We start from the raw sequence: 22,784 nt of genomic DNA on the forward strand, positions 1-22,784 counted from the left end.
GATCTCTCCCAAAACCTCTTCCTCTGAGTTAGATCGTTATCTGATCCATAGATGTCATTATTATAGTTATCTTAAAAAAAGTCCCTTGGGGAAGAGACTTGAAAACTGTGGAGAGTTATTCCTATTGACCCTCTAGATATGTTAAAACACAAACTAGACGTTGAAATCTTATACACTCTCATTTTAAATTGCAATATTTAAGGGAAAATTTAAGTATTGTTTTTATAAGGTTTTTTTTGAATTTGGTTATTTGATTTTTTTATAACGCATAAAAAACAAAAAGCAGACCGAAGCCTGCTTTTATATCAACAACTTAACATTTATAGATGAATAGCATTAGTCCGTAAAAGTGACTTTTGCAATGGCTTTTTTACCCGACTGGATAATTAAAGTGACATTTTCTTTAACAGAGAAACTCATATCAACCACTTTCCAGTCAACTTTGACCGCACCACGACCCACAGCATCTTTTGCTGCTGCAGCATTTGGGTTTAAGCCCGCTACGCGAAGAATCGTTGCAATAAATAACTCGCCACCAAATTCAGCGCGTGAAATCGTTACTTCTGGTGTCCCTTCGGGTAATTCACCCTCAGTAATCAAGTTACCTGCACCTTTATGTGCATTTTCTGCAGCTTCTGCACCGTGGAAACGCTCTACCAACTCAAGTGCTAAAATCTTCTTCACTTCTTGTGGATTACGCCCTTCAGCAATTTCGTTTAGCAGGACTTTAATTTCTTCAACGGATTTAAAGCTGAGTAAATCGAAATAGCGTTCAATTAAAGCATCTGGCATCGAAAGAACTTTTTGATACATCGCCCCTGGTGCATCAAATACCCCAATATAATTACCCAAAGACTTAGACATTTTGTTCACACCGTCTAAACCTTCAAGGATGGGCACCGTAATGCAGACTTGCGCTTCTTGGTCATAACGACCTTGCAGTGTACGCCCCATCAATAAGTTAAAGGTTTGGTCTGTACCACCTAACTCCACATCTGCCTCAAGAGCAATCGAGTCATAACCTTGAACCAATGGATACAAAAACTCATGAATTGCAATCGGTTGATGGTTGTTATAACGCTTGGTGAAGTCATCACGCTCAAGCATACGAGCAACCGTTTGCTGTGAAGCCAATTGAATCAGGTCAGCAGCCGTTTTTTCGGCAAACCATTCAGAGTTAAAACGTACTTTGGTTTTATTCGGATCAAGTATTTTAAACACCTGTTCTTGATACGTTTTTGCATTTTCAAGCACTTGCTCACGCGACAATGGTGGGCGTGTTGCACTTTTGCCCGTCGGGTCACCGATCATCGCGGTATAGTCCCCAATCAGAAAGGTCACGTCATGACCCAAGTCTTGGAAAGTTTTCAGTTTATTAATTAAAACCGTATGCCCCAAGTGCAAGTCAGGCGCAGTCGGATCAAAGCCTGCTTTAATTTTTAAAGGACGATTTTCTTTTAATTTCTTCAGAAGATCTTCTTCAGAAATAATTTCATGCGTGCCTCGTTGAATGAGAGCAAGTTGTTCTTCAGCCGGCAGGAAATTTGACATCACAAAACCCAAACACATCAGTTATTCAATTTGTGCGATATACTAACACTTTTTCAGCACATTGCAGGCTTTAGAATAATCATGACAGCGATCTATATTGGGGTAATGACCGGCACCAGCATGGATGGTGTTGATATTGTTGCTGCTTCTTTTGATCCATTGCAGCTTCATGCCACCCTTACTCTTTCTTTCGATCCCGATTTACGCGATGAACTGATGGCACTCACTTTGCCTGGTGACAACGAAATCGACCGTATGGGTAAGGCAGATGTGGCTTTAGCAAAGATGATTGGCGAAGGCATCAATCAGCTGATTGAACAAAGTCATTTAGATCGTAGTCAAATCAAAGCTGTTGGCTCACATGGACAAACCATTCGCCACCGCCCAGAGCATGGCTTTACCCTGCAAATTGGTGACCCAAACATCATCACTGAAATCACCCAAATTCCGGTGATTTCAGACTTTCGACGTCGTGATATGGCCGCAGGTGGACAAGGTGCCCCGCTGGTTCCTGCGTTTCACCAAGATATGTTCCAACATGAAAGCATTCATCGCGTCATCTTAAACCTAGGTGGCATCGCAAATGTCAGTATGTTGCCCGCAGGCCAACCTGATCAGGTCTACGGTTTTGATACAGGCCCAGCCAACATTTTAATGGACGCTTGGTGTGAACGCTTTACTGGGCAGCCTTACGATGAAAATGGCAATTGGGCAGCTTACGGCCATCCAATTCGCAGCCTGCTTGATCGTCTACAATCCCATGAATATTTTTCCAAAGAACCACCGAAAAGCACTGGTCGTGAAGACTTCAACCTCGAATGGTTAGATGAACAAATTGCTGACTGGCGCAATGACCTTGAATACGATGAGCTTGAAGACAGCCCCGAAAATGTTCAAGCTACCTTAATGAAGCTCACCACACGCGCCATAAAAAAAGCCATCTACCGCTCTGACATGGATACCGGTGAAGTCTATGTCTGTGGTGGTGGTGCCTATAATTCACACCTTTTAGAACAACTACGCTGGCGCTTACGTAAGCACAATTGGTCTGTACAAACGACCTCCGCGATTGGCTTAGCCCCAACATGGGTGGAAGCCACCGCCTTTGCTTGGTTGGCTATGCGTTTTATCCAGCAACTCAATGGCAACTTACCCGCAGTGACAGGCGCACAGGGCGACCGTATTCTTGGAACGATTACTGCGGTTTAAACATCACAGCGCTTCTAGTCCTTTAGACGCAACATAAGCAAATCAAAAAAGCCAGTCGGTTATTCACCTGACTGGCTTTTTATCTATATCAACGATTTTTTCCTGTTAATGTTAACGCATCATTAACTTGGCATTTTCCTGACGGAAGGCTTTTAAGATTTGTTGCCCTGCTCGTCCCGTCGGACTTAAACCTAAACGAATCTGCTCCTGTCGAATCGCTTGGCGCGTTTTATCACCGATCAAACCGTCCACCGCGCCAATATCATAGCCACGATTCAGTAAAAACTGCTGAATTTCACGACGTTCAGAACGCGAAGTGCCTGCATCATCAGTTGGCCAAGTTGTAGTAAACCCGCCTTGCCCTTGTAAGCGGTCTGACAAATGCGCAATCGCTAATGCATAACTTTCTGCTGCGTTATAACTATAGATTGCATCAAAGTTTTTAAAGACTAAAAACAGTGGACCATTTTCACCAGCGGGCGCCATCAGCCCCGCTTGCGAACTAGAGGATAAATTGCCTTGAACTAACGCTGAGCCATCTGCGCGTACCAAGCCATTTTGCATCCAGTAAGATAAGGGCTTTTTATTGCGACGACTTTCACCACTCAGAGAAATCGCTTGCGGATTTTTTACTTCAAATCCCCAAGGTTGCCCGGTTTGCCAGCCGCGTTTTTTGAGGAAATTGGCTGTTGATGCCAAAGCATCTGTGGTACTCGACACCAAATCACGGCGTCCATCACCATCAAAATCGACCGCCAGCTCTTCATACGTCGATGGCATAAACTGGGTATGACCAAACGCACCTGCCCACGAACCTTTCAGTTGCGACTCAGTTAAATCGCCACGCTGTAAAATACGCATCGCGGCAAAAAACTCACCACGGAAATAGCTTTGACGGCGCCCCTCACAGCTCAATGTACCCAGAGCTTGTAATAATGGATATTTACCTGAAATATCACCAAAATTACTTTCAACGCCCCACACGGCAACCACAGTCTCCGCAGGCACACCATACGCGGCCGCAACACGATTTAACACTTCCCGATGCTGCGCCAATTTTTGCTGACCCACCGCAACACGCTCATCATCCACCAATCCTGACAAATAATCCCAAATCGGCGTGGAAAATTCAGGTTGGTAATTTAATTTTTCAATCACAGAATAATCAGGCGTTAAATTTTGCGTGTAGCGATCATAAGTGGATGCAGACACACCATTCGCCATCGCTTGGCTTTTTAAGTTGGCAATACAGCTTTGAAATGAGTTCTGAGGGCTATAATCGGAGCTTGCGACATTTGAACCGCCCGCAACTTTTTGACCATTAATAATAAGCTCAGCATTTGCCTGAGTCACCGCTAAAAAAATTGAACCTAAAAGAAAAGCAAAACGGTGCATAAAATCCCTAATGATTCTTTATCTCTAAATTATGCGTTTTACCTTAACACTTTCAATTTCACTTTTCTGAATCAAAACGTAAATGAATATTGATAATAATTTAAATTCAAAATCATCTTTTAAATTTAAACCAAATTATCCACAGCACCACAAACCTCAACTTTTTGAATTCAAAAAATAATCTCTAGCTTAGCAAGTGCTTTGAATTCAATCATCTTGATTTGAATTTATTTATCCACAACTCATCTTTAATTTTAATAATCAATAATATAAAAAGAATCAACCATCAGAAACCAAACTCAACATTTTCAAATTCAAAACTTTAAATTCATTCAGCGGTCTTTAAATTTATTCTTTTGAATTTAAATTCAAACAGCATCAAGGCTTTTAAATTTAAACATTCGATTTAAATTTAAAATGCGCTTTTGAATTCAAATTTTTTACTTCTATTTTTTAAATTCAAAACACGCCTAAAAAGATATCCACAGAATCAAGTTAACTGAGATTTCTGCTGGTTCAGCTTTTTTAGGTGAAAATCAGTGTCACATTCAATTGTGGGCTCTGTTTTAAACGTGCATCTCTGTACAAAACTCGCTTTATTTTGCTTTCAGTTTATTTTTCTATGCGCTAATTTTATCTAAACGGATAAAAAACACGCAATTTATTTTAATTTTGATCCGATTAACGGTTACTTTTATCGAAGAGGCGCAATCATGCCTGAATGAATCCAAATAAAAAAGCGACCACTCTTGTGATCGCCTTTTTTAACAACAACTGAAGCTTTAGATGGTCATGTCTTCGCTCAGTGCCAATGGATTCGGTAAAATTTTCGCCAACTGACGACATAGCGTCGTGAGTTGAGCGGTATCATTCGGCATTAAAGTCAGGTGACCAATCTTACGACCTTCACGTTCTTGCTTATTATAAAGATGTAGATGTACACCTTCTAAGGCCAAGACTTGTTCAGACTGTGGATACTGACCAATAATATTGATCATGACCGTAGGGCGAACCACTTCAGTGGAACCCAAGGGTAAGCCTGCGACTGCACGAATATGGTTTTCAAACTGAGAGCATACTGCGCCTTCAATCGACCAGTGTCCTGAATTATGCACACGTGGCGCCATTTCATTGGCATACAAACCTTGGTCTGTAACAAACAGTTCTAAGGTCAATACGCCAACATAATTCAAATGATTCAATAGGCGAGTGATGTAGTCTTGTGCAACGGGTTGTAAGTCCGCACTATTCGGCGCAGGGACAATCGAGTGCGACAAAATACCATGATGGTGATGGTTTTCAGCCAATGGCCACGTTTTTACATCGCCATTTTGACCACGTACCGCAATGATTGAGACTTCACGTGAGAAAGTCACAAAGCTTTCTGCAATTAAACTGCCTGCAGGACCTAATTCAGCCCATGCTTGTTCAATTTGCTGTTCAGAACGCAATACAAACTGACCTTTGCCATCATAGCCGCCTGTGGCTGTCTTCAGCACAATCGGTAAACCTAACTCAGCAACCGCAGCGTTTAAGCTTTCTAGTGAATCTACCGCTTTATAAGGTGCAACAGGAATCTCAAGCGCATCAAATAACGCTTTTTCAGACAAGCGATGCTGTGCAATGGCTAAAGCCTGACGTGGCGGATGCATATCTTTTTGCTTGGTCAAAACATCAACATCAGACAAAGGCGTATTTTCAAACTCAAGGCTGAAGACATCTGCGCTAGCAATAAAGTCTTGTAAACCGTTTTCAGTTTTGCTTGAAATCACCGTTCCTAAAGCCGCTGAAGGACAGTCTGTACTCACATCAAAGAACGTACATTGAATATTTAGTGGCAAAGCCGCTTGCGCCATCATGCGACCCAGCTGCCCACCACCAAAAATACCGATGGTTTTATTCATGAGGAATGCCCCGTATTAAGCTTGGCCTGGAATATTGTTGCTTGCGACTTTGTCAGTTTGTGCAGCACGGAAATCTGCTACATTTTTTGCAATCTCAGGACGTGTTAGACCTAAAATTTGCGCTGCCATAATCGCAGCATTGGTTGCACCTGCTGGACCAATCGCCAAGGTGCCCACTGCAATACCTGCTGGCATTTGTACAATGGATAACAGTGAATCAACACCGTTTAAAATCGAAGACTTCACTGGTACACCCAGTACAGGTAAATCAGTTTTCGCCGCACACATTCCTGGTAAATGCGCCGCACCGCCTGCACCTGCAATAATCACTTGGATACCACGGTCACGTGCTTGTTCAGCATATTCAAAAAGACGATCTGGCGCATGGTGCGCAGACACAACTTCCGCTTCAAATGGGACGCCAAGTTGCTTAAGCATATTAGCAGTGTGTTCGAGAGTGGCCCAATCTGATTGAGAACCCATGATAATTCCAACGAGAGGAGTGTCTTGTGAAGCGGCCGCATTCATTGCAATGTTTCCAGAGATAGTTAAGAGAGATAAATCTCGACTAGCGCCAAGCTTTAATAAGAGCCCCGTATTATAGACTGATTTTTCAACTCTCCAAAATTTAACCGTAAAACTAAATGCAGATTTTTCTTATTTTTTTATGGCGTAGCATAAAACTTAAATAAAAATAGGGCAGTAGCTCATTTTTTGATTTATTGGCTGCGAAAAACAAAATACACACAACCGAATAAACACAGTCCCGCCCACAAATAATCGAGCTTAAAAGGCTGTTTGAATAAGAAAAGCATAAAGGGGACAAAAACCAATAACGTCACCACTTCTTGGGTGATTTTCATTTCGCCCATCGACCAGCCTTGCTGTGACAACATACGGGTCGCAGGAATCATAAAACTATATTCCACCAACGCGATGAACCAACTAAATAAAATGGCTTGCCAAAGCGGCACCCCCGGTAAAAATTTTAAATGTCCATACCATGCAAGTGTCATAAAACAGTTGGCAATAATCAATAAAATAAAGGGCAGGGACATGAAGAAACTTCACTGGAATTAGGAACATTTATTTTACGTTTTTCATTAAAAAATTCAGCAAATATTGCACTTTTCAGATGGTTTTTTTACAAAATAAAAGCGCTGTTCAAGCCGCAGAATAATTAAACGATTAGATACAAGAATCACTATCTTTTCGCTAAGCGCCTTGCTATGGTTGCTTTCACATCGAATTAATCACGACAACAGCACCAACAATACGTGATGTGTCTATAAAAGCAGTGGAGTGAGGCGGAATGCATCTGCATATTTTGGGTATTTGTGGCACCTTTATGGGGTCTTTAGCGCTTTTAGCACGTGATCTTGGCCATACAGTGACGGGTTCGGATCTAAACGTTTATCCTCCTATGTCCACCCAGCTCGAAAATGCAGGCATTACTTTAATGCAAGGTTATGACCGCAGTCATTTACAACCTCATCCAGATTTGGTCATCGTGGGCAATGCGATGAAACGCGGGATTGATGCCGTTGAATACATGCTCAATGAAGGCTTGCCCTATATTTCAGGCCCGCAATTTTTGGCCGATCATGTACTTCAAGGTAAACACGTACTTGGCGTAGCAGGCACGCATGGCAAAACCACCACCACCACCATGTTGGCTTGGGTATTGGATCAGGCGGGTTTAGAGCCAGGTTTCCTCATTGGCGGTGTACCTTTAGGTTTCTCTGAAAGTGCACGTTTAGGTGCTGGCAAATACTTCTGTGTCGAAGCTGATGAATATGATTCTGCCTTTTTCGACAAACGTTCGAAGTTCGTGCATTACCATCCCAAAACAGCCATTTTAAATAACCTTGAATTTGACCATGCCGATATTTTTGATGATCTAGCAGCGATTCAAAAACAATTCCATCACTTGGTTCGTACCATTCCTAGCGAAGGTCGTATTATTGCGCCTATTACTGAAAGCAATATTGATGAAGTTTTAGAACAGGGCTGTTGGACACCTGTGGTTCGTACCTCTTTAGAGGCTCACGACAAGTCTGAATTGTATGCCGAACAACTGAGTGCAGATGGTTCACATTTTAAAGTACTCCAACACGGCGTGGTAAAAGGCATCGTGCAATGGAACATGACAGGGCAGCACAGCGTGGCCAATGCATTGGCGACTATCGCTGCGGCTGAACACGTTGGCGTGAACATTGAAACAGCCTGCGCAGCCCTGTCTAACTTTGGCGGTGTGAAGCGCCGTATGGAGCTTTTAGGCACGGTACGTGGCGTTGAAGTGTATGATGACTTTGCCCATCACCCAACCGCAATTGATACTACGCTAGAAGGCGCACGTAAGCGTTTAGGCCAACGTAAGTTGTGGGCGATTATTGAACCACGTTCAAATACCATGCGCATGGGAAGCCATAAAGATGGACTTGCGCACTCTGCACGTTTGGCCGATGAGGTGATTTGGTATCAACCAGAAGGTTTGGACTGGGACTTACAACCTGTCATTGCGGCTGCACCGAACAAGGCTGTGGTTGCACGTACATTAGATGACATTATCCAGACCATTGTCAGTGATGCAGGTGAGGGCGATGCGGTCGTGATCATGTCTAATGGCGGCTTTGGTGGTTTACACCAGAAATTGATCAGCGCCTTAAACGCAGAATAAGCTATTCTCTCTTAGACGAAAAAAACCGCAGTTCAATCTGCGGTTTTTTTACAAGCTTATTCAATTAAAACCAGACATCGTGCCCGTATATTCAAAGTCTTTTAGTTTTGCCCAACCTTGAACCGTGTCTCCCAAACGCTTGCTGAAATACATGACCGAAACCCACTGTTCTTGGCCATCATCATAGGTGCTATAAGCAGTGATATGGTCATTTTTAATCATAAACAGATCTTTGATTTTACAAGTATTGCTCGGTGCTGAATGAAAATACACTCTGGTTGGAACAATCACTTTCATGCCCCAACGTGGGATGATCTGGACTTCTTTTTGTTCGGCCTTTTCCTCAAATTTTACACAGTCTTCAGCATGCAATAAGGGGGCAACTAAACTAAATAGACCAATAGATAAAAGCGTCTTCATATACTTTAATTCCATTATCTTCAGCACTGCAAAGTACAAATTAGAACTGCAATGGCAGCTATATTGATCTCATTTTAGCTTAACGCTTAGAACCGCAGTGAATGCCATGAACAACTAAGCCGCAACATCCTCAAAGCTTTTCTCACGGCGAAACATCACATCGACATAAGAACAGGTCGGGATAATTTTAAGGTTTTTCTCACGTGAAAAATCAACCAGAGTATCTAACAGTAAACGTGCTACACCTTGCCCCCGCAGTGAATCATCGACCCAAGTATGGTTGGCATCAATGGTTGTGTCATCTCGCCAAAGATAGCTAATTTCAGCAATACGCTGACCGTCTGCATTATTTAAGAAAAACTCACCTTTTTGATCACGATCTACATGTTGAAATTGCATAGCACACTCATTGAATGGATTGATTTATAGTTTTCTATCTTAGTGGAATAAAACATCATGAATAGATGGATCTTTGTCGAATACCGATTTGGCAAAAGGACACAAAGGTAAAATTTTCACGCCCTTATCACGAGCAAAGTTAACCAAAACATCCAATAACTGACGCCCCACATGTTGCCCACGCAGTAACTCACTGACCCAAGTGTGGTCAATGATAAATTTATCGTCCCCAGCCCAACTGTAGGTCATTTCCGCCACACGATCATGGTCTTGCTCGACAAAAACTTCGCCTTTACTACCTGTTTCTTGATGTTGAATTTTCATTATTATTCCTCTTCGTTTTACAGTTTTTTTAGCTTGCCATAAATTGAAGCAAAATTTTGTCTCATTTATATTTCATCTACAATTTTCTTTATTATTTGCTCAAACCATAAAAATATGCGATGCTTAGCTCACTTTTGGATCAAATCCAAAACCAAATTTATGTTGAACAAGGGGAGTAGCCTCCTCCAAACGTGAAAAATCCATGCTATGCATCACTTTCACGTGTCAGATTATCGTCATTACACTTTGCAAAAAGTCGGTATCTGAGCATTTTAGCGCACAAATTACATACGCTAAAATGTAGGCAAGACCTTGATCATGTTGTCACAGATGTTTTATTTCATCTGGCAGCAGGTCAAGGTTTTTTTGTGGCCGATTGCTGGATGTGGAGGATTTCATGGAATCTATCGGCAATTTATGGCTATACCTTGCTTTTTTCGGCATTGTTACCGTGATGCTACTGATCGACTTTTTAGGCTTTAAACAAAAAGAAGGCCAAGAAGTTAAAATCAAAACAGCCGCGTTATGGAGTATTGCATGGGTTTCCGTCGCATCACTCTTTGGTGCAGGTCTCTGGCTGTATCTACAACAAACTGCAGGTGTCACTGTGGCCAATACCAAGGTCATGGAGTACTTCGCAGGCTATTTACTTGAAAAATCTTTAGCCGTCGACAACGTCTTTGTCTGGCTGATGATCTTTGCTGCTTTTGCCATCCCACCTGCATTACAACGCCAATTACTGCTTTACGGTGTCTTGGGCGCGATTATTCTACGTACCATTTTTATTTTTATTGGCGCGTGGTTCGTGCAAGAGTTCTCATGGATTCTGTATATCTTCGGTGCGTTCTTGGTGTATACGGGCTTCAAATTCTTCAAAGGGCAAAACGAAGAAGAAACCAATATCGAAGATATGGCGATCTTAAAATGGCTACGTAAACATATGCGGATTACCCCGCAAATGCACGGCAATAAATTCTTCGTCCGTCAAAACGGGATGTTGTGGGCAACGCCGCTGTTCTTGGTGTTGATTTTAGTTGAAGCGTCGGATGTAATTTTCGCGGTGGATTCCATTCCTGCAATTTTCGCGGTGACTTCTGATCCGTTTATTGTGTTAACAGCAAACTTAATGGCGATTTTGGGTCTACGTGCGATGTTCTTCTTGTTGTCTGGTGCAGCAACCAAGATGCATTATCTCCCGTATGGTTTAGGTATTATCTTGGTGTTCATTGGCTTTAAGATGCTGATGTTGGATGTGTTCCATATGCCAATTTGGATTTCACTGGGCTTTATTGTGTTGGTGCTGACCATTACTGCGATCTTGTCGATTCGATACAGTAAGAAACATCATCAAACCACCCTCTAATGTTTTAAAAAAGCCTTCCACTGTGAAGGCTTTTTTATGACCAAATTTTAGTATGCACAAGACTTAATCCTATGATTTTCTGTGTAAATGTACTGTACTTTGTGCAGACAGCTCCCTATGATAAGCGGGCTTAAAACCCTTGGTTTTACCTGTAATAATAAAACAACCCGAAGGTTGCTCATCCATGCGTACCAAAAAATTAACTCTTGTTGTGGTGCCGGTTTTACTCACGGCATGTAGCGGTTCTAAAACCCTACAGCAGGATGTTTACAATAACCAATACAACTGCTACCAAGACTGGCATTTTGAACTGTGCGAACCTGCTAATGAAAATGGCGAATCAAGCTATAGTGGTTCTACTGGGGTTTATATCGGCCCTCAATATTATAAAAATAACCGTAAAGTCCGTTACTTAGGTCAAGTCATGAAAGCACGTGGACGACATTCGACAGGCGCACCCAAAATCTCGACTCACGTTTTTAGCCATGCCAAATCCCAACCCATTCGGGGAGGCTTCGGCCGTGGCGGAGGCTCGTTCGGAGGTTAATACATGAAACGAGTTCTACTGCCTGAGCGTGCAAACTGGCAACAAGCACATCAAGAGATTGGTTTTGACTACTACAACTTGCCGTCGCGAGATGGTTCAATGTATTGGTCAGAAAGGGTGGCTTATGAGTTTAGCCTCAAGCAAATTGAACAGCTTGAAGATGCCTCAAACGAATTACACCAGATGTGCCTTGAAGTGGCAGGGGATATGATTCAACGCGGTCATTATCCCGAATATTTTCAAATCCCCCCAGCAGCGATTCCTTTGATTGAGCACTCATGGAAAAACCAAGCGCCGATGCTCTATGGCCGTTTCGATTTTGCCTATGATGGTCAAGCCATTAAAATGCTGGAATACAATGCCGATACGCCAACGGGTTTACTCGAAGCCTCTGTTGCACAGTGGCATTGGATTGAACAGGTCGAAAACATTGCAAACCGTGATCAATTCAACAGCATTCATGAAAAGCTGATTGAGCGTTGGAAACAGCTCTATCCTGCGCGTAGCCGCGTCCATTTCGCAGCCTGCCAAGAAGCAGGGCGTGAAGATTGGGGCAATTTAGAATACCTCATGGATACTGCTTTTCAGGCAGGCTTAAATGTCAGCGAACTGTCGATGGAAAACATCGGTTGGAATGGCACAGCCTTCGTCGATTTGCATCAGCAAGAGATTCAGCATTTATTTAAGCTGTATCCGTGGGAATGGATTTGGGAAGAAAGTTTTTCGCAGTTTCTCAAACCCGAAACTGAATGGATTGAACCGTGTTGGAAAATGCTACTCTCCAATAAAGCCCTATTGATCGAGCTATGGAAACGCTTTCCAAATCATCCATTGTTGTTAGAAACCCATGCTTATGATGCACACGCTCACTATGCAGGGAAATGGGTGCGTAAGCCCATCTTAGCGCGCGAAGGCGCAAATATTCATATCCTACAAAACAATGTCGATTGTGGCGCAGCCTCAGGTAGTTTTTACTTCGATGACTACGATAAATATGGCTATGTCATGCAACGCTGGGTAAAAACTCCGTTGCATGAAGGCATGCTGCCCACCTTGGGACTTTGGATGGTCGGGGATGAATGTGCTGGGATGTCACTGCGTGAAGATGTGTTTGATGTGATTGGCAATGATGCGCATTTTGCTGCGCATTATTTTGTGGAATAAAGTGGCGCTCTAAATCACCTATTTAAAATAGATGTCCAAAGATTAATGCGGGTCTTTTCAGGCGTTTTAGTAGAAGCACTATCACTTTTAGGTTATTCACGGCGGAATCTTATCTTTTTCAAGTTCAATATTGGGAGCTCAATCATTCTTTTGTTTCGCCAAATGAGAAGCGAAGTTTCGTAAAGAAAGCATTTGTCCTCTGCAAAACCTGCTCACGTTCTATAATTAAAAAATTTGTGTTGCAAAAACAATCTATTCCAAACACTACGCAGGTTTCGGATGACGCTTGCGTCTATCAAATAAAGTTTAAATTGAAAAAGAAAAGGCCTGTCAACGCTAAAACTGACAGGCATAGATTCGAAGACAATATTTTTTTCAAGCTTAAATGGTATGCGCTTTAACCCGCTTCATATAAGACACCAAACGCGTGAAAAACAAGATTTGCAGGAAGATGGTAAATAGCGAAATAGTCCATTCATACCAATGATCAAACGCCGTGCCTTCTAGATTAAAAGCAAAATAAAGCCCCAATAGCACTGCACCAAACACCACACCCGCCACAGTGGTTTGTACCAAAATGGGAAAAGACAAGGCTGTGATTCGACCTAAGAAATGCTCACCCTCATCGCCGCCATTGGCTTTATAAGCGCTTTGAATCCCAATAAACATAATCAATAAAGTCAAAAGTCCCTCAACACCAATCACACGAACATCACCATAGGGTGAATACATGCCGTAGTAATACACCACTGAAACCAATAAGGCGGTGACTAAGTAATAATTTTTATAATGCTTTTTATCGAGGGTATTGCTAGATAATTCATGTGCTAATGCTTTGGTATTCCAAAAATACATGCGGGTCATGGTCTCTTATTTTATCAATGCCGACACTGTACTGACTCAGCATTTAAAGATAAAGGCTTTCTCAGCAAAATTTTGCGAATAGATTGAATCATTTAAGTCCAAAGTGTGTGCTTATGCATAGCATAAAAAAACTTCCGTAAATAGCCGTGAAAAATATCCAGTTTGCGGTACAATCAATCGAAAAAAAGTCAAAACGCAGGTTTAAAATGTCTTCTGTAGTTGCAACGACGGCGGTTCGCGGTCGCTTCCTAGATATTCAGAATACGGTTGCCCAAGCGCGTGAAATTCACGACCAAGTGCGTTACGTAGAAGATGGTTTACTGATTAGCCACAATGGCAAAATCCAATGGTTTGGATCTTGGCAGGAGGGGCAACAGCACCTTCCTGTTGGCGTCGAGGTTCAGCACTATCCTGAACAATTGATTGTGCCGGGTTTTATCGACACCCACATTCATTTTCCACAAACAGAAATGGTGGGGGCCTATGGCGAACAGCTCCTCGAATGGCTCAATACCTATACTTTCCCAACCGAATTACAATTTTCCGATAAAGCCTATGCCGACCAGATTGCCCAATTCTTTGTGCAAGAACTGCTGAAAAATGGCACCACCACAGCCTTAGTCTTCTGTACTGTGCATAGCGAATCAGTCGATGCACTATTTGAAGCGGCAGAGCAGCACCAGATGCGTCTGATCGCAGGTAAAGTTATGATGGACCGTCATGCACCTGAAGGTCTGTGTGACACACCTGAAAGTGCTTATGCAGACTCTAAAGCACTGATTGAGAAATGGCATGGCAAAGGCCGTAATCTATATGCAATTACGCCACGTTTTGCCCCAACCTCAACACCAGAGCAATTGGCTAAAGCAGGGCAGCTCAAAGCTGAATACCCAGATGTATATGTGCATACGCATTTAAGTGAAAATAAAAATGAAATTGCTTGGGTGAAAGACTTATTCCCAGAACAGCAAGGCTATCTCGATGTTTATCATCACTTTGGCTTAACCGGTTCACATTCGGTCTTTGCCCACTGCGTGCATTTAGAAGACGCAGAGTGGGACTGCATGCATCAGACTGACTCGGCCATTGCTTTCTGTCCGACCTCCAACCTCTTTTTAGGTAGTGGTTTATTTCCGTTAAACAAGACTTGGGAAAAGCAGGTAAAAGTTGGGCTTGGTACAGACATTGGTGCAGGAACCTCTTTTAACCAACTGCAAACACTGAATGAAGCCTATAAAGTGCAGCAGCTTCAAGGTGATAAACTGTCCGCATTTGAGTCGCTCTACCACGCTACGCTGGGCGGTGCCAAAGCACTGAGCTTGGATGATAAGCTCGGTAACTTTAATATAGGCAAAGAAGCCGACTTTGTGGTGCTCGACCTCAAAGCAACCGCATTGCAAGCATTACGTCAACAACGTGCAAAAGGGATTGAAGATGCTTTATTTGCTCTGATGACTATGGGTGATGACCGCAATATTCATGCGACTTATATTTTTGGTCAGAAGGCTTATCTGCAAGACTAAGCAGCAAATAGCAAAAATTTAAGCGGTTAATCAAGTTTTGAAACGACTTTGATTTTTGCCTCTAAACCAAGCTGCATCCCGCCTACAATGCAATGATTACATTTTCAGCGGGCAAAAGGGGGTGCATCTCGTTTAGAGATATATTAAAATTAATGCATATATAGAGGTGTTGCAGGTCAACGCCTTTTTTATTTTTGATTTTTTTTAATTTTTAGGTATCTACCCATGACCGTTCAAATGAGCGTAATGATTTCTACTGAAGAGATTCAAGCGAAAGTAAAAGAGCTTGGTGCACAAATTGATGCGCATTATGCAAACAGTGATAAGGAACTCGTACTGATTGGTTTATTACGTGGTTCAGTCATTTTCATGGCAGACTTATGTCGTAGCATTTCAAAACCACATGAACTCGATTTCATGACGGTATCGAGTTATGGCGGCGGTACGATATCTTCACGTGATGTAAGAATTTTAAAAGACCTAGATGGTGAAATTCGCGGTAAAGATGTCTTAGTGATTGAAGATATCATCGACTCAGGCAACACTTTGAGCAAAGTATTAGAAATTTTAGAAACACGTTCTCCAAACTCAATTGAGCTATGCACCTTAGTCAGTAAGCCTTCACGCCGTGAAATTGAACTCGATGTGAAGTTTTTAGGTTTTGACGTTGAAGATAAATTCATCGTTGGTTATGGCCTAGACTACGACCAAAAGTACCGTCATTTGCCCTTTATTGGTGAAATTGGTCTTTAAGACCTATCGAGAAAAAAGTGGCCGAAGGCCACTGCTGTCCCATAGTTAGACTTAAATAAAAAACCTGAGTCCAAAGTAGTTAAAATATAAGTGCGAACAAACACTTCAACTACAAGGATTCAGGTTTTGTCACATCAGAATACTGTATTTCATCAATTACTCAAACCCATTTTAAGACAAGATTTTGAACGTCTTGCGAAACAATACCATCAAGGACAAAAATTAAGATCTGCAACACGATGGGATCAATTTATTGCTATTTTGATGTCTCAATTATCATGTCGTCAAAGCTTTAGGGATATTGAATCTAATCTCGAATCACAACAGGAAAAGCTTTATCACCTTGGTGCCAAAAGAATTGCACGAAGTACGCTAGCAAGAATCAATGAAGAGCAACCAGCTAGCTTGTATCAACAATTGTTTATCCAATTACTTCAACATTGTGAGAATTCCAAGATTGCTCATAAATTTCGATTTTAAAATCCATTATATTCACTTGATGCGAGTCATATTGATCTTTCACTGTCATTGTGTGAATGGGCAAAAGTACATGAGTCCAAAGCCAGTATAAAACTTACAGTTGGGTTAAATCATAGCAACACCATTCCTGAATTTGTTGCGCTTGGTGATGGTATTGAAAATGACATGGTACAAGGTCGACGACTCAAATTCCCACCTGGAAGTATCATTGTATTTGATAAAGGGTATGTTGATTATCAGTGGTTTGCAGAAATGACCAACCAAAAAGTCAGCTTTGTCACTAGGCTGAGACCAAAGACAGTTTATGAGGTGAAATCAAAACAAGATGTGTTAGTCAGTAAGGGGATTCTTGCGGATGAATATATTGAGTTGAGTAGTGATTATGCTAAAAAGCGTGGTGCACCTAAGCGATTAAGACGTATAGAGTTTTATGATACTGAAAAGAAAAGGACATTTGAATTCCTAAGCAACAATTTTCATCTCGCTGCATCAACCATTGCTGCAATTTATAAAGATCGTTGGAAAGTGGAACTATTTTTTAAAGCGATCAAGCAAAACCTAAAATTGAAATCGTTTCTTAGTCGAAGTCGCAATGCGATCCAAACACAAATATGGATTGCACTAATCGCGTATTTACTGGTGAGTTTTGCGAAACATATGGCACATGAAGGATGGAGTGTTCAAAGATTATTAAGAATTATTCAGGTGAATTTATTTGAAAGGAAGCTCTTAAAAGCACTATTTCTTCCTGATAAGAAGTGGAATAAGCAAGAAGAACCTCAGTTGAGGTTCTTCTTGTAATATTTATGGGACAGCAGTGGCCGAAGGCCACTTTTTTTATTTTCACTATCACATAAGTACATAAAACATACAGTTTTTAGCAGATTCACTCTACTGCATAGTCGCATTATACCCGATGATATTTTTGCACATGATTTAAAAACAAAGACATGATAAAAAAAGGAGTTGGCTCATGTGGTCACTTATTGTTGCTATTGTCGTAGGTTTTATTGCAGGTCTCATCGCGCGTGCCATTCATCCTGGTGATGATAAAGCAGGCTTCATTGTTACCACGTTACTGGGGATTGCAGGTTCACTCTTAGCTACCTATGGCGGTCGTTTACTTGGTCTCTATAGTGAAGGCTCGGCAGCAGGCTTTATTGCTTCAGTTATTGGGGCCATCATTATTTTATTCATCTATAACATGGTCACCAAAAAAGCCTAAAACATCCATTAAAAAAAGCACCTTTGCAGGTGCTTTTTATATTTGGACTATTATAAGCCCAGTTCACGCCACATATTTTCAATGGTGGTTGAAGGCACAGCGCCATTCACTTTAAAACCATTTGAGAAAATAACCACAGGCGTTCCTTGTAAGCCTAAACTCTGTCCCAATTGTAAGTTACGTTCAATTGGATTAGTACACGGTTTTTTCGATGTCGGCTGAGTTCCTTTCGCAATCAAATTTTTCCACGCAAGGGCAGGGTCTGCTTCACAAAATACTTGCTTCGATGGTGCAACTGATTGTGCCTTGATGGGGTAAATAAAAGTGTAGATGGTCACATCATTCAGCTTATTCAACTCAGCCTCTAACTGCTTACAGTAAGGACAGTTCGGGTCTGAAAAAACAGCCAATTGGCGTTTCCCATTGCCTTTAACCATTTTAATGGCATCTTTTAACGGCAGCTTATTCCAATCGAGCGAATTTTGTTGCACATATAAAGCTGCACTTAAATTTTTCTGATCTTTTAAGCGCACCATTGAACCTGCAATTACATGCTCAGCCGCTTCACCTAAATACACAATTTCGCCATCTAAAGATCCGCTATAAATGCCCGACATTTCTGTTTTTTGAATATTTTGAACATTAATATTTGGATAATTCTTTTTTAAGTTGGCTTGAACACTTTCTACACTGGCCATACTCATACTTGCAATTGCACTTGTAAGTAGTGCCAAACCCAGTTTTTTTATCATCACTTTTTGCTCTTTCAATCGGAGAACCACGGCGCTAGTGTAGAGTGTATTATTCAAGCATTGAATCATTTTTTCTTATGCTTTACCGAAACCCAACATGACAGAACGATCAACCGACCAAAGTTTCACGTGGAACATCAAATAAAATAGAGTTGATCTCGACTGAAACATGAACAATTTCCTCATGAATCGACAGCATCTCACGCACCTGATCTGCACTTAAGTCCAATGTCGTTTCTAAAGCCAAAATGCAGGAAAACTTGCCTTTACCTACTTTCCAAACATGTAAATCGGTCAAAGTCGTATGTGGTAGTTCTGCCACTACCTCGCGAATTTCTTCCACCACATGATGGTCCATTTCAGCATCTAACAAGGTTTTTCCCGTTTCTTGCATTAAGCTCCATGCCCATTTTGCCACCAATATTGACCCCACAATCCCAAGGGCAGCGTCAAGAAAATCCCAACCAAAATACTTACCAAAAATCAAAGCAATAATAGCAAAAATAGACGTCACAGCATCTGCCACCACATGCATAAATGCAGCTTTCTGATTTAAATCATGATGATGGGCATGTACTTCTGCTGCATGATCATGAGCGTGATGGTGATGGTGATGGTGATGGTGATGGTGATGGTGATGGTGATGGTCGCCATCGTGCAGCAACCATGCACAGATTAAATTAACCAATAAGCCTAAAATCGCAATTGGAATTGCTTCGTTATAATGAATTTGTACAGGAGAAAATAGGCGTTCAACTGAATGAAAAGCCATAAAACCCGCCACCACCATCAACAAAATTGCACTACTATAACCAGCAAGGATTTCAATTTTCCATGTGCCGAAACTAAAGCGTTGATCATGGGCATAATGCCGTGCAGCACGATAGGCAAAATACGCCAAACCCAGTGCCAGCATATGTGAACTCATATGCCAACCATCTGCCAGTAAAGCCATTGATTGGAAAATCCATCCACCAATCACTTCTAATAACATCATGACTGCCGTTAAAATGGTCGCGATTAATATCCGTTTTTGGGCCAGTGGATTACCTTCATCAAAATGATGCGTGTGCTGACGTGATGGGCTATTTTGCATTTAAAATCATTCACCAATATACTCCCATACAGTATATTTATTTTTTGGAGCAATGTGTTGAGTCATTTGCATAAAGATAAAAAAATTTTAAACCGCGTAAAACGTTTACAAGGGCAAGTGAACGCTGTTGAGCACTCCATTGCGCATCCAGAAGCCAGTTGTATCGACGTTTTACAACAAGTTGCTGCCATAAAAGGTGCAGTCAATGGGCTAATGAATGAACTCGTTGAAGCCCACTTACGCCATCATGTTTTAGCACATGCAGAACAGGTCAATGAAGAAGAGTTAGCTGAGTTCTTAAAACTGCTGAAACGTTACGGCTAAGTTTTATTGCGTTCTTTTTCAAGTTTTTAGTTGACCATTTTTTCCTCAAGCCGATACACTGTTGCTCTCTATCATTTTCTTCTCACTGTTTAAACAGATCACTTGTTTTGACAGAGAGCCTCATGGCATTTGCATGACAACAACCACATCTTGGCGTCCATTTTGCATGGTTAGCCTTGCTTTAATGATGGGAACAATGGGGACAGCTTTGGCCAGTCCGCTTTACCCTCTATACCAAGCCTTATGGCATTTACTGCCGAGCCAAATCACCTATATTTTTGTGGCATATATGTTCGGCTGTCTTGCCACATTACTCTTTCTTGGACGGACCAGTAATAGCATCGGCTATCTACGTACCTTACAAGTGGGGTTGGTATTTATCACCGTGGGATTGGTGATTTCTGTCTATGCTTCTAATGCTCTAATCCTGTCTTTGGGGCGCTTTATTATTGGTATTGCGTCTGGTTTGATGACCACTTCAGCTTTATTGGGACTAATGTATACCGTACCGAAAAGTCATCAACAAATTGCGCCACAACTGAGTTCGATGATTACCGCAGTAGGTTTTGGCTTAGGCCCGCTGATTGGTGGCCTGATTGCTCAATTTTCAGAATACCCTTTGGTCAGCCCTTATCTCCCCGTTATTCTTGGTGCTGTAGTGTGTTTCTTTGGCTTATTTTGGGTTCAATCTCCCACGTTTACAGTACAGCCCTTTAGTCTTTCTCCGAAACTACTCCGACCAGAAGTACAATATCATCAGTTGTTTTTGATTGTTGGATTTACCGCATTTAGTGCCTTTGCTGCATTTAGCTTATTTGCTTCTTTATCTCCGTCATTTGTCAGTGATATTCTGCCGTGGCATGGCCCACTCGTCAGTGGCTCAGCCATTACCAGTATTTTGATTATCTCTGCCGTGGTGCAGTATTTTGCCAGAGCCATACCTGCTAATCAGTGTCTCAACTATGGCTTAATCACCTTGATCCTAAGCCTAGGCATTTTAGCTTTGTGTATGCTGTTTCAACTGAGTATATTTTTCTTTATCAGCGATTTTTTAGTGGGAATTGGGCACGGTTTAACTTTGATTGGTGCTTTTGGTCTGATTTATGCCATGACCACCACAGAAAACCGAGCGGCTGTAATGTCAACCTATCTTTTTATCGGTTATTTGGGCACGATTGTGCCCATTGTAGCTGTGGGCTATCTAGCAGATCACTTTGGCTTAAGTTTCGCAGTGATCAGCTTTTGTATTGCTATTGGTATATTGTGTTTTTATCTGTGGTTTTCACATCAGAGCAGTACACCTCTAACTTTAAATATGAAAAAGCCCTAATCAGAGGGTTTTTTCATCAATAGCAGTGTTATTTTCCAATACAGAACGATCCAAAAATTTTCCCAAGTAAATCATCCGCACTAAAGTCCCCTGTAATTTCACCGAGGGCATTTTGTGCCAAACGGAGCGACTCTGCGACTAACTCACCTGCGTTATACACCACCAATTGTTCACGGGCTTCAGCAAGATAAAGCTGAGTGCGTTTCATTGCGTCTAAATGGCGTGTACGCGCAATAAAGGTATCTTCTTCTGGCTGGAAGCCTGCATGCGCTGTAATCGCTTCTATGAGCGCTTGAACGCCAGTTTCTTGCTTGGCCGAAACCATAATATGACGGAAGCCGTTAAAATCTTCGATATGTGATGTTGTTTCCATCAAATCACACTTATTGCCAATCAGCATTAAACGTTTCGGTTCAATATGCTCAGCAAAATATGCTTGCGCCAGTTTGAGTGGGTCTTCACCTTGACTTAAGTCATAAACCAAAAGTAACAGATCGGCTTGCTCAATTTCTTTAATGGCACGGCGGATCCCTTCTTTTTCTACAATATCACCTGTTTCACGCAAACCCGCGGTATCGGTTAGTGTTATAGGTAAACCATTCAGGGTAATTTTTTCATGTAAGACATCCCGCGTCGTACCTGCAATATCCGTCACAATGGCCCGTTCAATGCCCGCTAAAGCATTGAGTAGTGATGACTTACCCGCATTCGGTTTCCCTGCAATGACTACTTGTAAACCTTCACGCAACAACTGTCCCTGACGCGCTGACTGTTGTACTTGGTTCACGGCAGCCGTAACACCATCTAAAAGATTTAAAATTTTCCCGTCCGCAAGAAAATCAATTTCTTCTTCAGGAAAATCAATTGCAGCTTCCACATGCAAACGTAGATGAATCAATTGCTCCAGCACGCGATTTACTTTAGTTGAAAATGCGCCTTGTAATGAACGTACTGCAGAACGTGCAGCCGCTTGTGATGTCGCATCAATCAAGTCAGCGATCGCTTCCGCCTGTACCAAATCCAGTTTGCCATTTTCAAAAGCACGCATGGAAAACTCACCGGCTTTTGCAGCAATTGCACCAAGCTCCAACAAACGTCCCAGTAAAGCATTTTGAATCACAGGGCCACCATGCCCTTGCAACTCAACCACATCTTCACCAGTGAACGAATTCGGGTTCGGAAAACAAATCGCTAAGCCTTCATCCATCACTTCACCAGATGCATCATAAAACTGGCGAAAACCTGCAAAACGCGCTTTCGGTAAGTCCTTTTGAGTCAAGGCTTGTGCAATCTCGTACGATTTAGGACCAGATAGGCGAATGACCCCGACACCACCACGCCCAGGTGGTGTTGCAATGGCAGCAATCGTAGTTCGGTTGTACATAACATTCACCTAAAAATCTTAAAAACGCGCAAAGAAAAATCCGCCTAAGATTACCATCTTAAGCGGATTTATTCAGCTTTTCGCGAAAAGTTGCCTC

Annotated in this window: 22 protein-coding genes and 1 pseudogene; 11 read left to right on the top strand and 12 right to left on the bottom strand. The window is 41.9% G+C overall.

Annotated elements, in window-relative coordinates:
* Window positions 1-336 precede the first annotated feature (336 nt).
* Window positions 337-1,569: a tyrosine--tRNA ligase gene (tyrS, locus tag ACZ8ZH_RS17735; protein WP_119065025.1), complete on the bottom strand. Its 1,233-nt coding sequence runs from the start codon at window positions 1,567-1,569 to the stop codon at window positions 337-339.
* Window positions 1,570-1,632: 63 nt separating this feature from the next.
* On the opposite strand from tyrS, the gene ACZ8ZH_RS17740 reads away from it, so the two are divergent.
* A complete protein-coding gene (locus ACZ8ZH_RS17740) occupies window positions 1,633-2,760 on the top strand; it encodes an anhydro-N-acetylmuramic acid kinase (RefSeq protein ID WP_086210945.1) in 1,128 nt (375 codons plus the stop codon).
* 111 nt (window positions 2,761-2,871) lie between these two features.
* On the opposite strand, the gene ACZ8ZH_RS17745 is transcribed toward ACZ8ZH_RS17740, so the two are convergent.
* The 4 genes from ACZ8ZH_RS17745 to ACZ8ZH_RS17760 all read right to left on the bottom strand — a co-directional run bounded on the left by ACZ8ZH_RS17745 (window position 2,872) and on the right by ACZ8ZH_RS17760 (window position 7,117).
* Window positions 2,872-4,155, bottom strand: a complete 1,284-nt coding sequence (locus ACZ8ZH_RS17745; protein ID WP_119065026.1) for a lytic murein transglycosylase — start codon at window positions 4,153-4,155, stop codon at window positions 2,872-2,874.
* 782 nt (window positions 4,156-4,937) lie between these two features.
* Window positions 4,938-6,059, bottom strand: a complete 1,122-nt coding sequence (locus ACZ8ZH_RS17750) for a 5-(carboxyamino)imidazole ribonucleotide synthase (protein ID WP_119065027.1) — start codon at window positions 6,057-6,059, stop codon at window positions 4,938-4,940.
* 15 nt (window positions 6,060-6,074) lie between these two features.
* Complete coding sequence (gene purE, locus ACZ8ZH_RS17755) at window positions 6,075-6,587, bottom strand: 5-(carboxyamino)imidazole ribonucleotide mutase (protein WP_470247794.1); 513 nt, start codon at window positions 6,585-6,587, stop codon at window positions 6,075-6,077.
* Window positions 6,588-6,778: 191 nt separating this feature from the next.
* Window positions 6,779-7,117: a DMT family protein gene (locus ACZ8ZH_RS17760; protein ID WP_004977754.1), complete on the bottom strand. Its 339-nt coding sequence runs from the start codon at window positions 7,115-7,117 to the stop codon at window positions 6,779-6,781.
* A gap of 254 nt (window positions 7,118-7,371) precedes the next feature.
* On the opposite strand from ACZ8ZH_RS17760, the gene mpl reads away from it, so the two are divergent.
* A complete protein-coding gene (gene mpl, locus ACZ8ZH_RS17765; protein WP_119065028.1) occupies window positions 7,372-8,739 on the top strand; it encodes a UDP-N-acetylmuramate:L-alanyl-gamma-D-glutamyl-meso-diaminopimelate ligase in 1,368 nt (455 codons plus the stop codon).
* Window positions 8,740-8,799: 60 nt separating this feature from the next.
* Here the strand turns inward: mpl and ACZ8ZH_RS17770 are convergent, their stop codons facing one another.
* From ACZ8ZH_RS17770 to ACZ8ZH_RS17780, 3 genes are all read right to left on the bottom strand, one after another.
* Window positions 8,800-9,159 carry a hypothetical protein gene (locus tag ACZ8ZH_RS17770; protein ID WP_171405821.1) on the bottom strand — a complete coding sequence of 120 codons (360 nt, stop codon included), beginning with the start codon at window positions 9,157-9,159 and terminating at the stop codon, window positions 8,800-8,802.
* A 114-nt stretch (window positions 9,160-9,273) separates the two neighbouring features.
* On the bottom strand, window positions 9,274-9,558 hold the full coding sequence (locus tag ACZ8ZH_RS17775) for a GNAT family N-acetyltransferase (protein ID WP_086210949.1): 285 nt from the start codon (window positions 9,556-9,558) through the stop codon (window positions 9,274-9,276).
* A 39-nt stretch (window positions 9,559-9,597) separates the two neighbouring features.
* Window positions 9,598-9,882 (bottom strand): GNAT family N-acetyltransferase, encoded by a 285-nt coding sequence (locus ACZ8ZH_RS17780; RefSeq protein WP_119065029.1) that lies wholly within the window; start codon window positions 9,880-9,882, stop codon window positions 9,598-9,600.
* A 397-nt stretch (window positions 9,883-10,279) separates the two neighbouring features.
* Here ACZ8ZH_RS17780 and ACZ8ZH_RS17785 point away from each other — a divergent pair, with 397 nt between their 5' ends.
* From ACZ8ZH_RS17785 to ACZ8ZH_RS17795, 3 genes are all read left to right on the top strand, one after another.
* On the top strand, window positions 10,280-11,245 hold the full coding sequence (locus ACZ8ZH_RS17785; RefSeq protein WP_004697489.1) for a TerC family protein: 966 nt from the start codon (window positions 10,280-10,282) through the stop codon (window positions 11,243-11,245).
* A gap of 184 nt (window positions 11,246-11,429) precedes the next feature.
* Window positions 11,430-11,792, top strand: a complete 363-nt coding sequence (locus ACZ8ZH_RS17790) for a hypothetical protein (protein WP_086210952.1) — start codon at window positions 11,430-11,432, stop codon at window positions 11,790-11,792.
* Between the two features lie 3 nt (window positions 11,793-11,795).
* Window positions 11,796-12,956 (top strand): glutathionylspermidine synthase family protein, encoded by a 1,161-nt coding sequence (locus tag ACZ8ZH_RS17795; protein ID WP_086210953.1) that lies wholly within the window; start codon window positions 11,796-11,798, stop codon window positions 12,954-12,956.
* A gap of 381 nt (window positions 12,957-13,337) precedes the next feature.
* Here ACZ8ZH_RS17795 and ACZ8ZH_RS17800 read toward each other — a convergent pair whose 3' ends face one another.
* Window positions 13,338-13,811 carry a hypothetical protein gene (locus ACZ8ZH_RS17800; RefSeq protein WP_086210957.1) on the bottom strand — a complete coding sequence of 158 codons (474 nt, stop codon included), beginning with the start codon at window positions 13,809-13,811 and terminating at the stop codon, window positions 13,338-13,340.
* 215 nt (window positions 13,812-14,026) lie between these two features.
* On the opposite strand from ACZ8ZH_RS17800, the gene guaD reads away from it, so the two are divergent.
* The 4 genes and pseudogenes from guaD to ACZ8ZH_RS17820 all read left to right on the top strand — a co-directional run bounded on the left by guaD (window position 14,027) and on the right by ACZ8ZH_RS17820 (window position 17,801).
* The gene (gene guaD / locus ACZ8ZH_RS17805; RefSeq protein ID WP_086210954.1) at window positions 14,027-15,343 is read left to right on the top strand and encodes a guanine deaminase; all 1,317 of its coding nucleotides are present in this window, start codon (window positions 14,027-14,029) and stop codon (window positions 15,341-15,343) included.
* Window positions 15,344-15,568: 225 nt separating this feature from the next.
* A complete protein-coding gene (hpt, locus tag ACZ8ZH_RS17810; RefSeq protein ID WP_086210955.1) occupies window positions 15,569-16,096 on the top strand; it encodes a hypoxanthine phosphoribosyltransferase in 528 nt (175 codons plus the stop codon).
* A gap of 126 nt (window positions 16,097-16,222) precedes the next feature.
* Window positions 16,223-17,377 (top strand): annotated as a pseudogene (locus tag ACZ8ZH_RS17815) (IS4 family transposase).
* A gap of 172 nt (window positions 17,378-17,549) precedes the next feature.
* On the top strand, window positions 17,550-17,801 hold the full coding sequence (locus ACZ8ZH_RS17820) for a GlsB/YeaQ/YmgE family stress response membrane protein (RefSeq protein WP_086210876.1): 252 nt from the start codon (window positions 17,550-17,552) through the stop codon (window positions 17,799-17,801).
* A 50-nt stretch (window positions 17,802-17,851) separates the two neighbouring features.
* On the opposite strand, the gene ACZ8ZH_RS17825 is transcribed toward ACZ8ZH_RS17820, so the two are convergent.
* Both ACZ8ZH_RS17825 and dmeF read right to left on the bottom strand, forming a co-directional pair.
* Window positions 17,852-18,553, bottom strand: coding sequence for a DsbC family protein (locus ACZ8ZH_RS17825; protein ID WP_086210900.1), 702 nt, complete (start codon window positions 18,551-18,553; stop codon window positions 17,852-17,854).
* A 109-nt stretch (window positions 18,554-18,662) separates the two neighbouring features.
* Window positions 18,663-19,649: a CDF family Co(II)/Ni(II) efflux transporter DmeF gene (gene dmeF, locus ACZ8ZH_RS17830; protein ID WP_470247795.1), complete on the bottom strand. Its 987-nt coding sequence runs from the start codon at window positions 19,647-19,649 to the stop codon at window positions 18,663-18,665.
* Between the two features lie 57 nt (window positions 19,650-19,706).
* On the opposite strand from dmeF, the gene ACZ8ZH_RS17835 reads away from it, so the two are divergent.
* Window positions 19,707-19,973, top strand: a complete 267-nt coding sequence (locus tag ACZ8ZH_RS17835; protein WP_086210901.1) for a metal/formaldehyde-sensitive transcriptional repressor — start codon at window positions 19,707-19,709, stop codon at window positions 19,971-19,973.
* A gap of 133 nt (window positions 19,974-20,106) precedes the next feature.
* Window positions 20,107-21,303 carry an MFS transporter gene (locus ACZ8ZH_RS17840; RefSeq protein WP_470247796.1) on the top strand — a complete coding sequence of 399 codons (1,197 nt, stop codon included), beginning with the start codon at window positions 20,107-20,109 and terminating at the stop codon, window positions 21,301-21,303.
* Between the two features lie 28 nt (window positions 21,304-21,331).
* Here ACZ8ZH_RS17840 and mnmE read toward each other — a convergent pair whose 3' ends face one another.
* Window positions 21,332-22,687, bottom strand: coding sequence for a tRNA uridine-5-carboxymethylaminomethyl(34) synthesis GTPase MnmE (mnmE, locus tag ACZ8ZH_RS17845; RefSeq protein WP_119065032.1), 1,356 nt, complete (start codon window positions 22,685-22,687; stop codon window positions 21,332-21,334).
* Window positions 22,688-22,784: the final 97 nt, after the last annotated feature.

The sequence above is a fragment of the Acinetobacter sp. SW-226 genome (assembly GCF_055632855.1).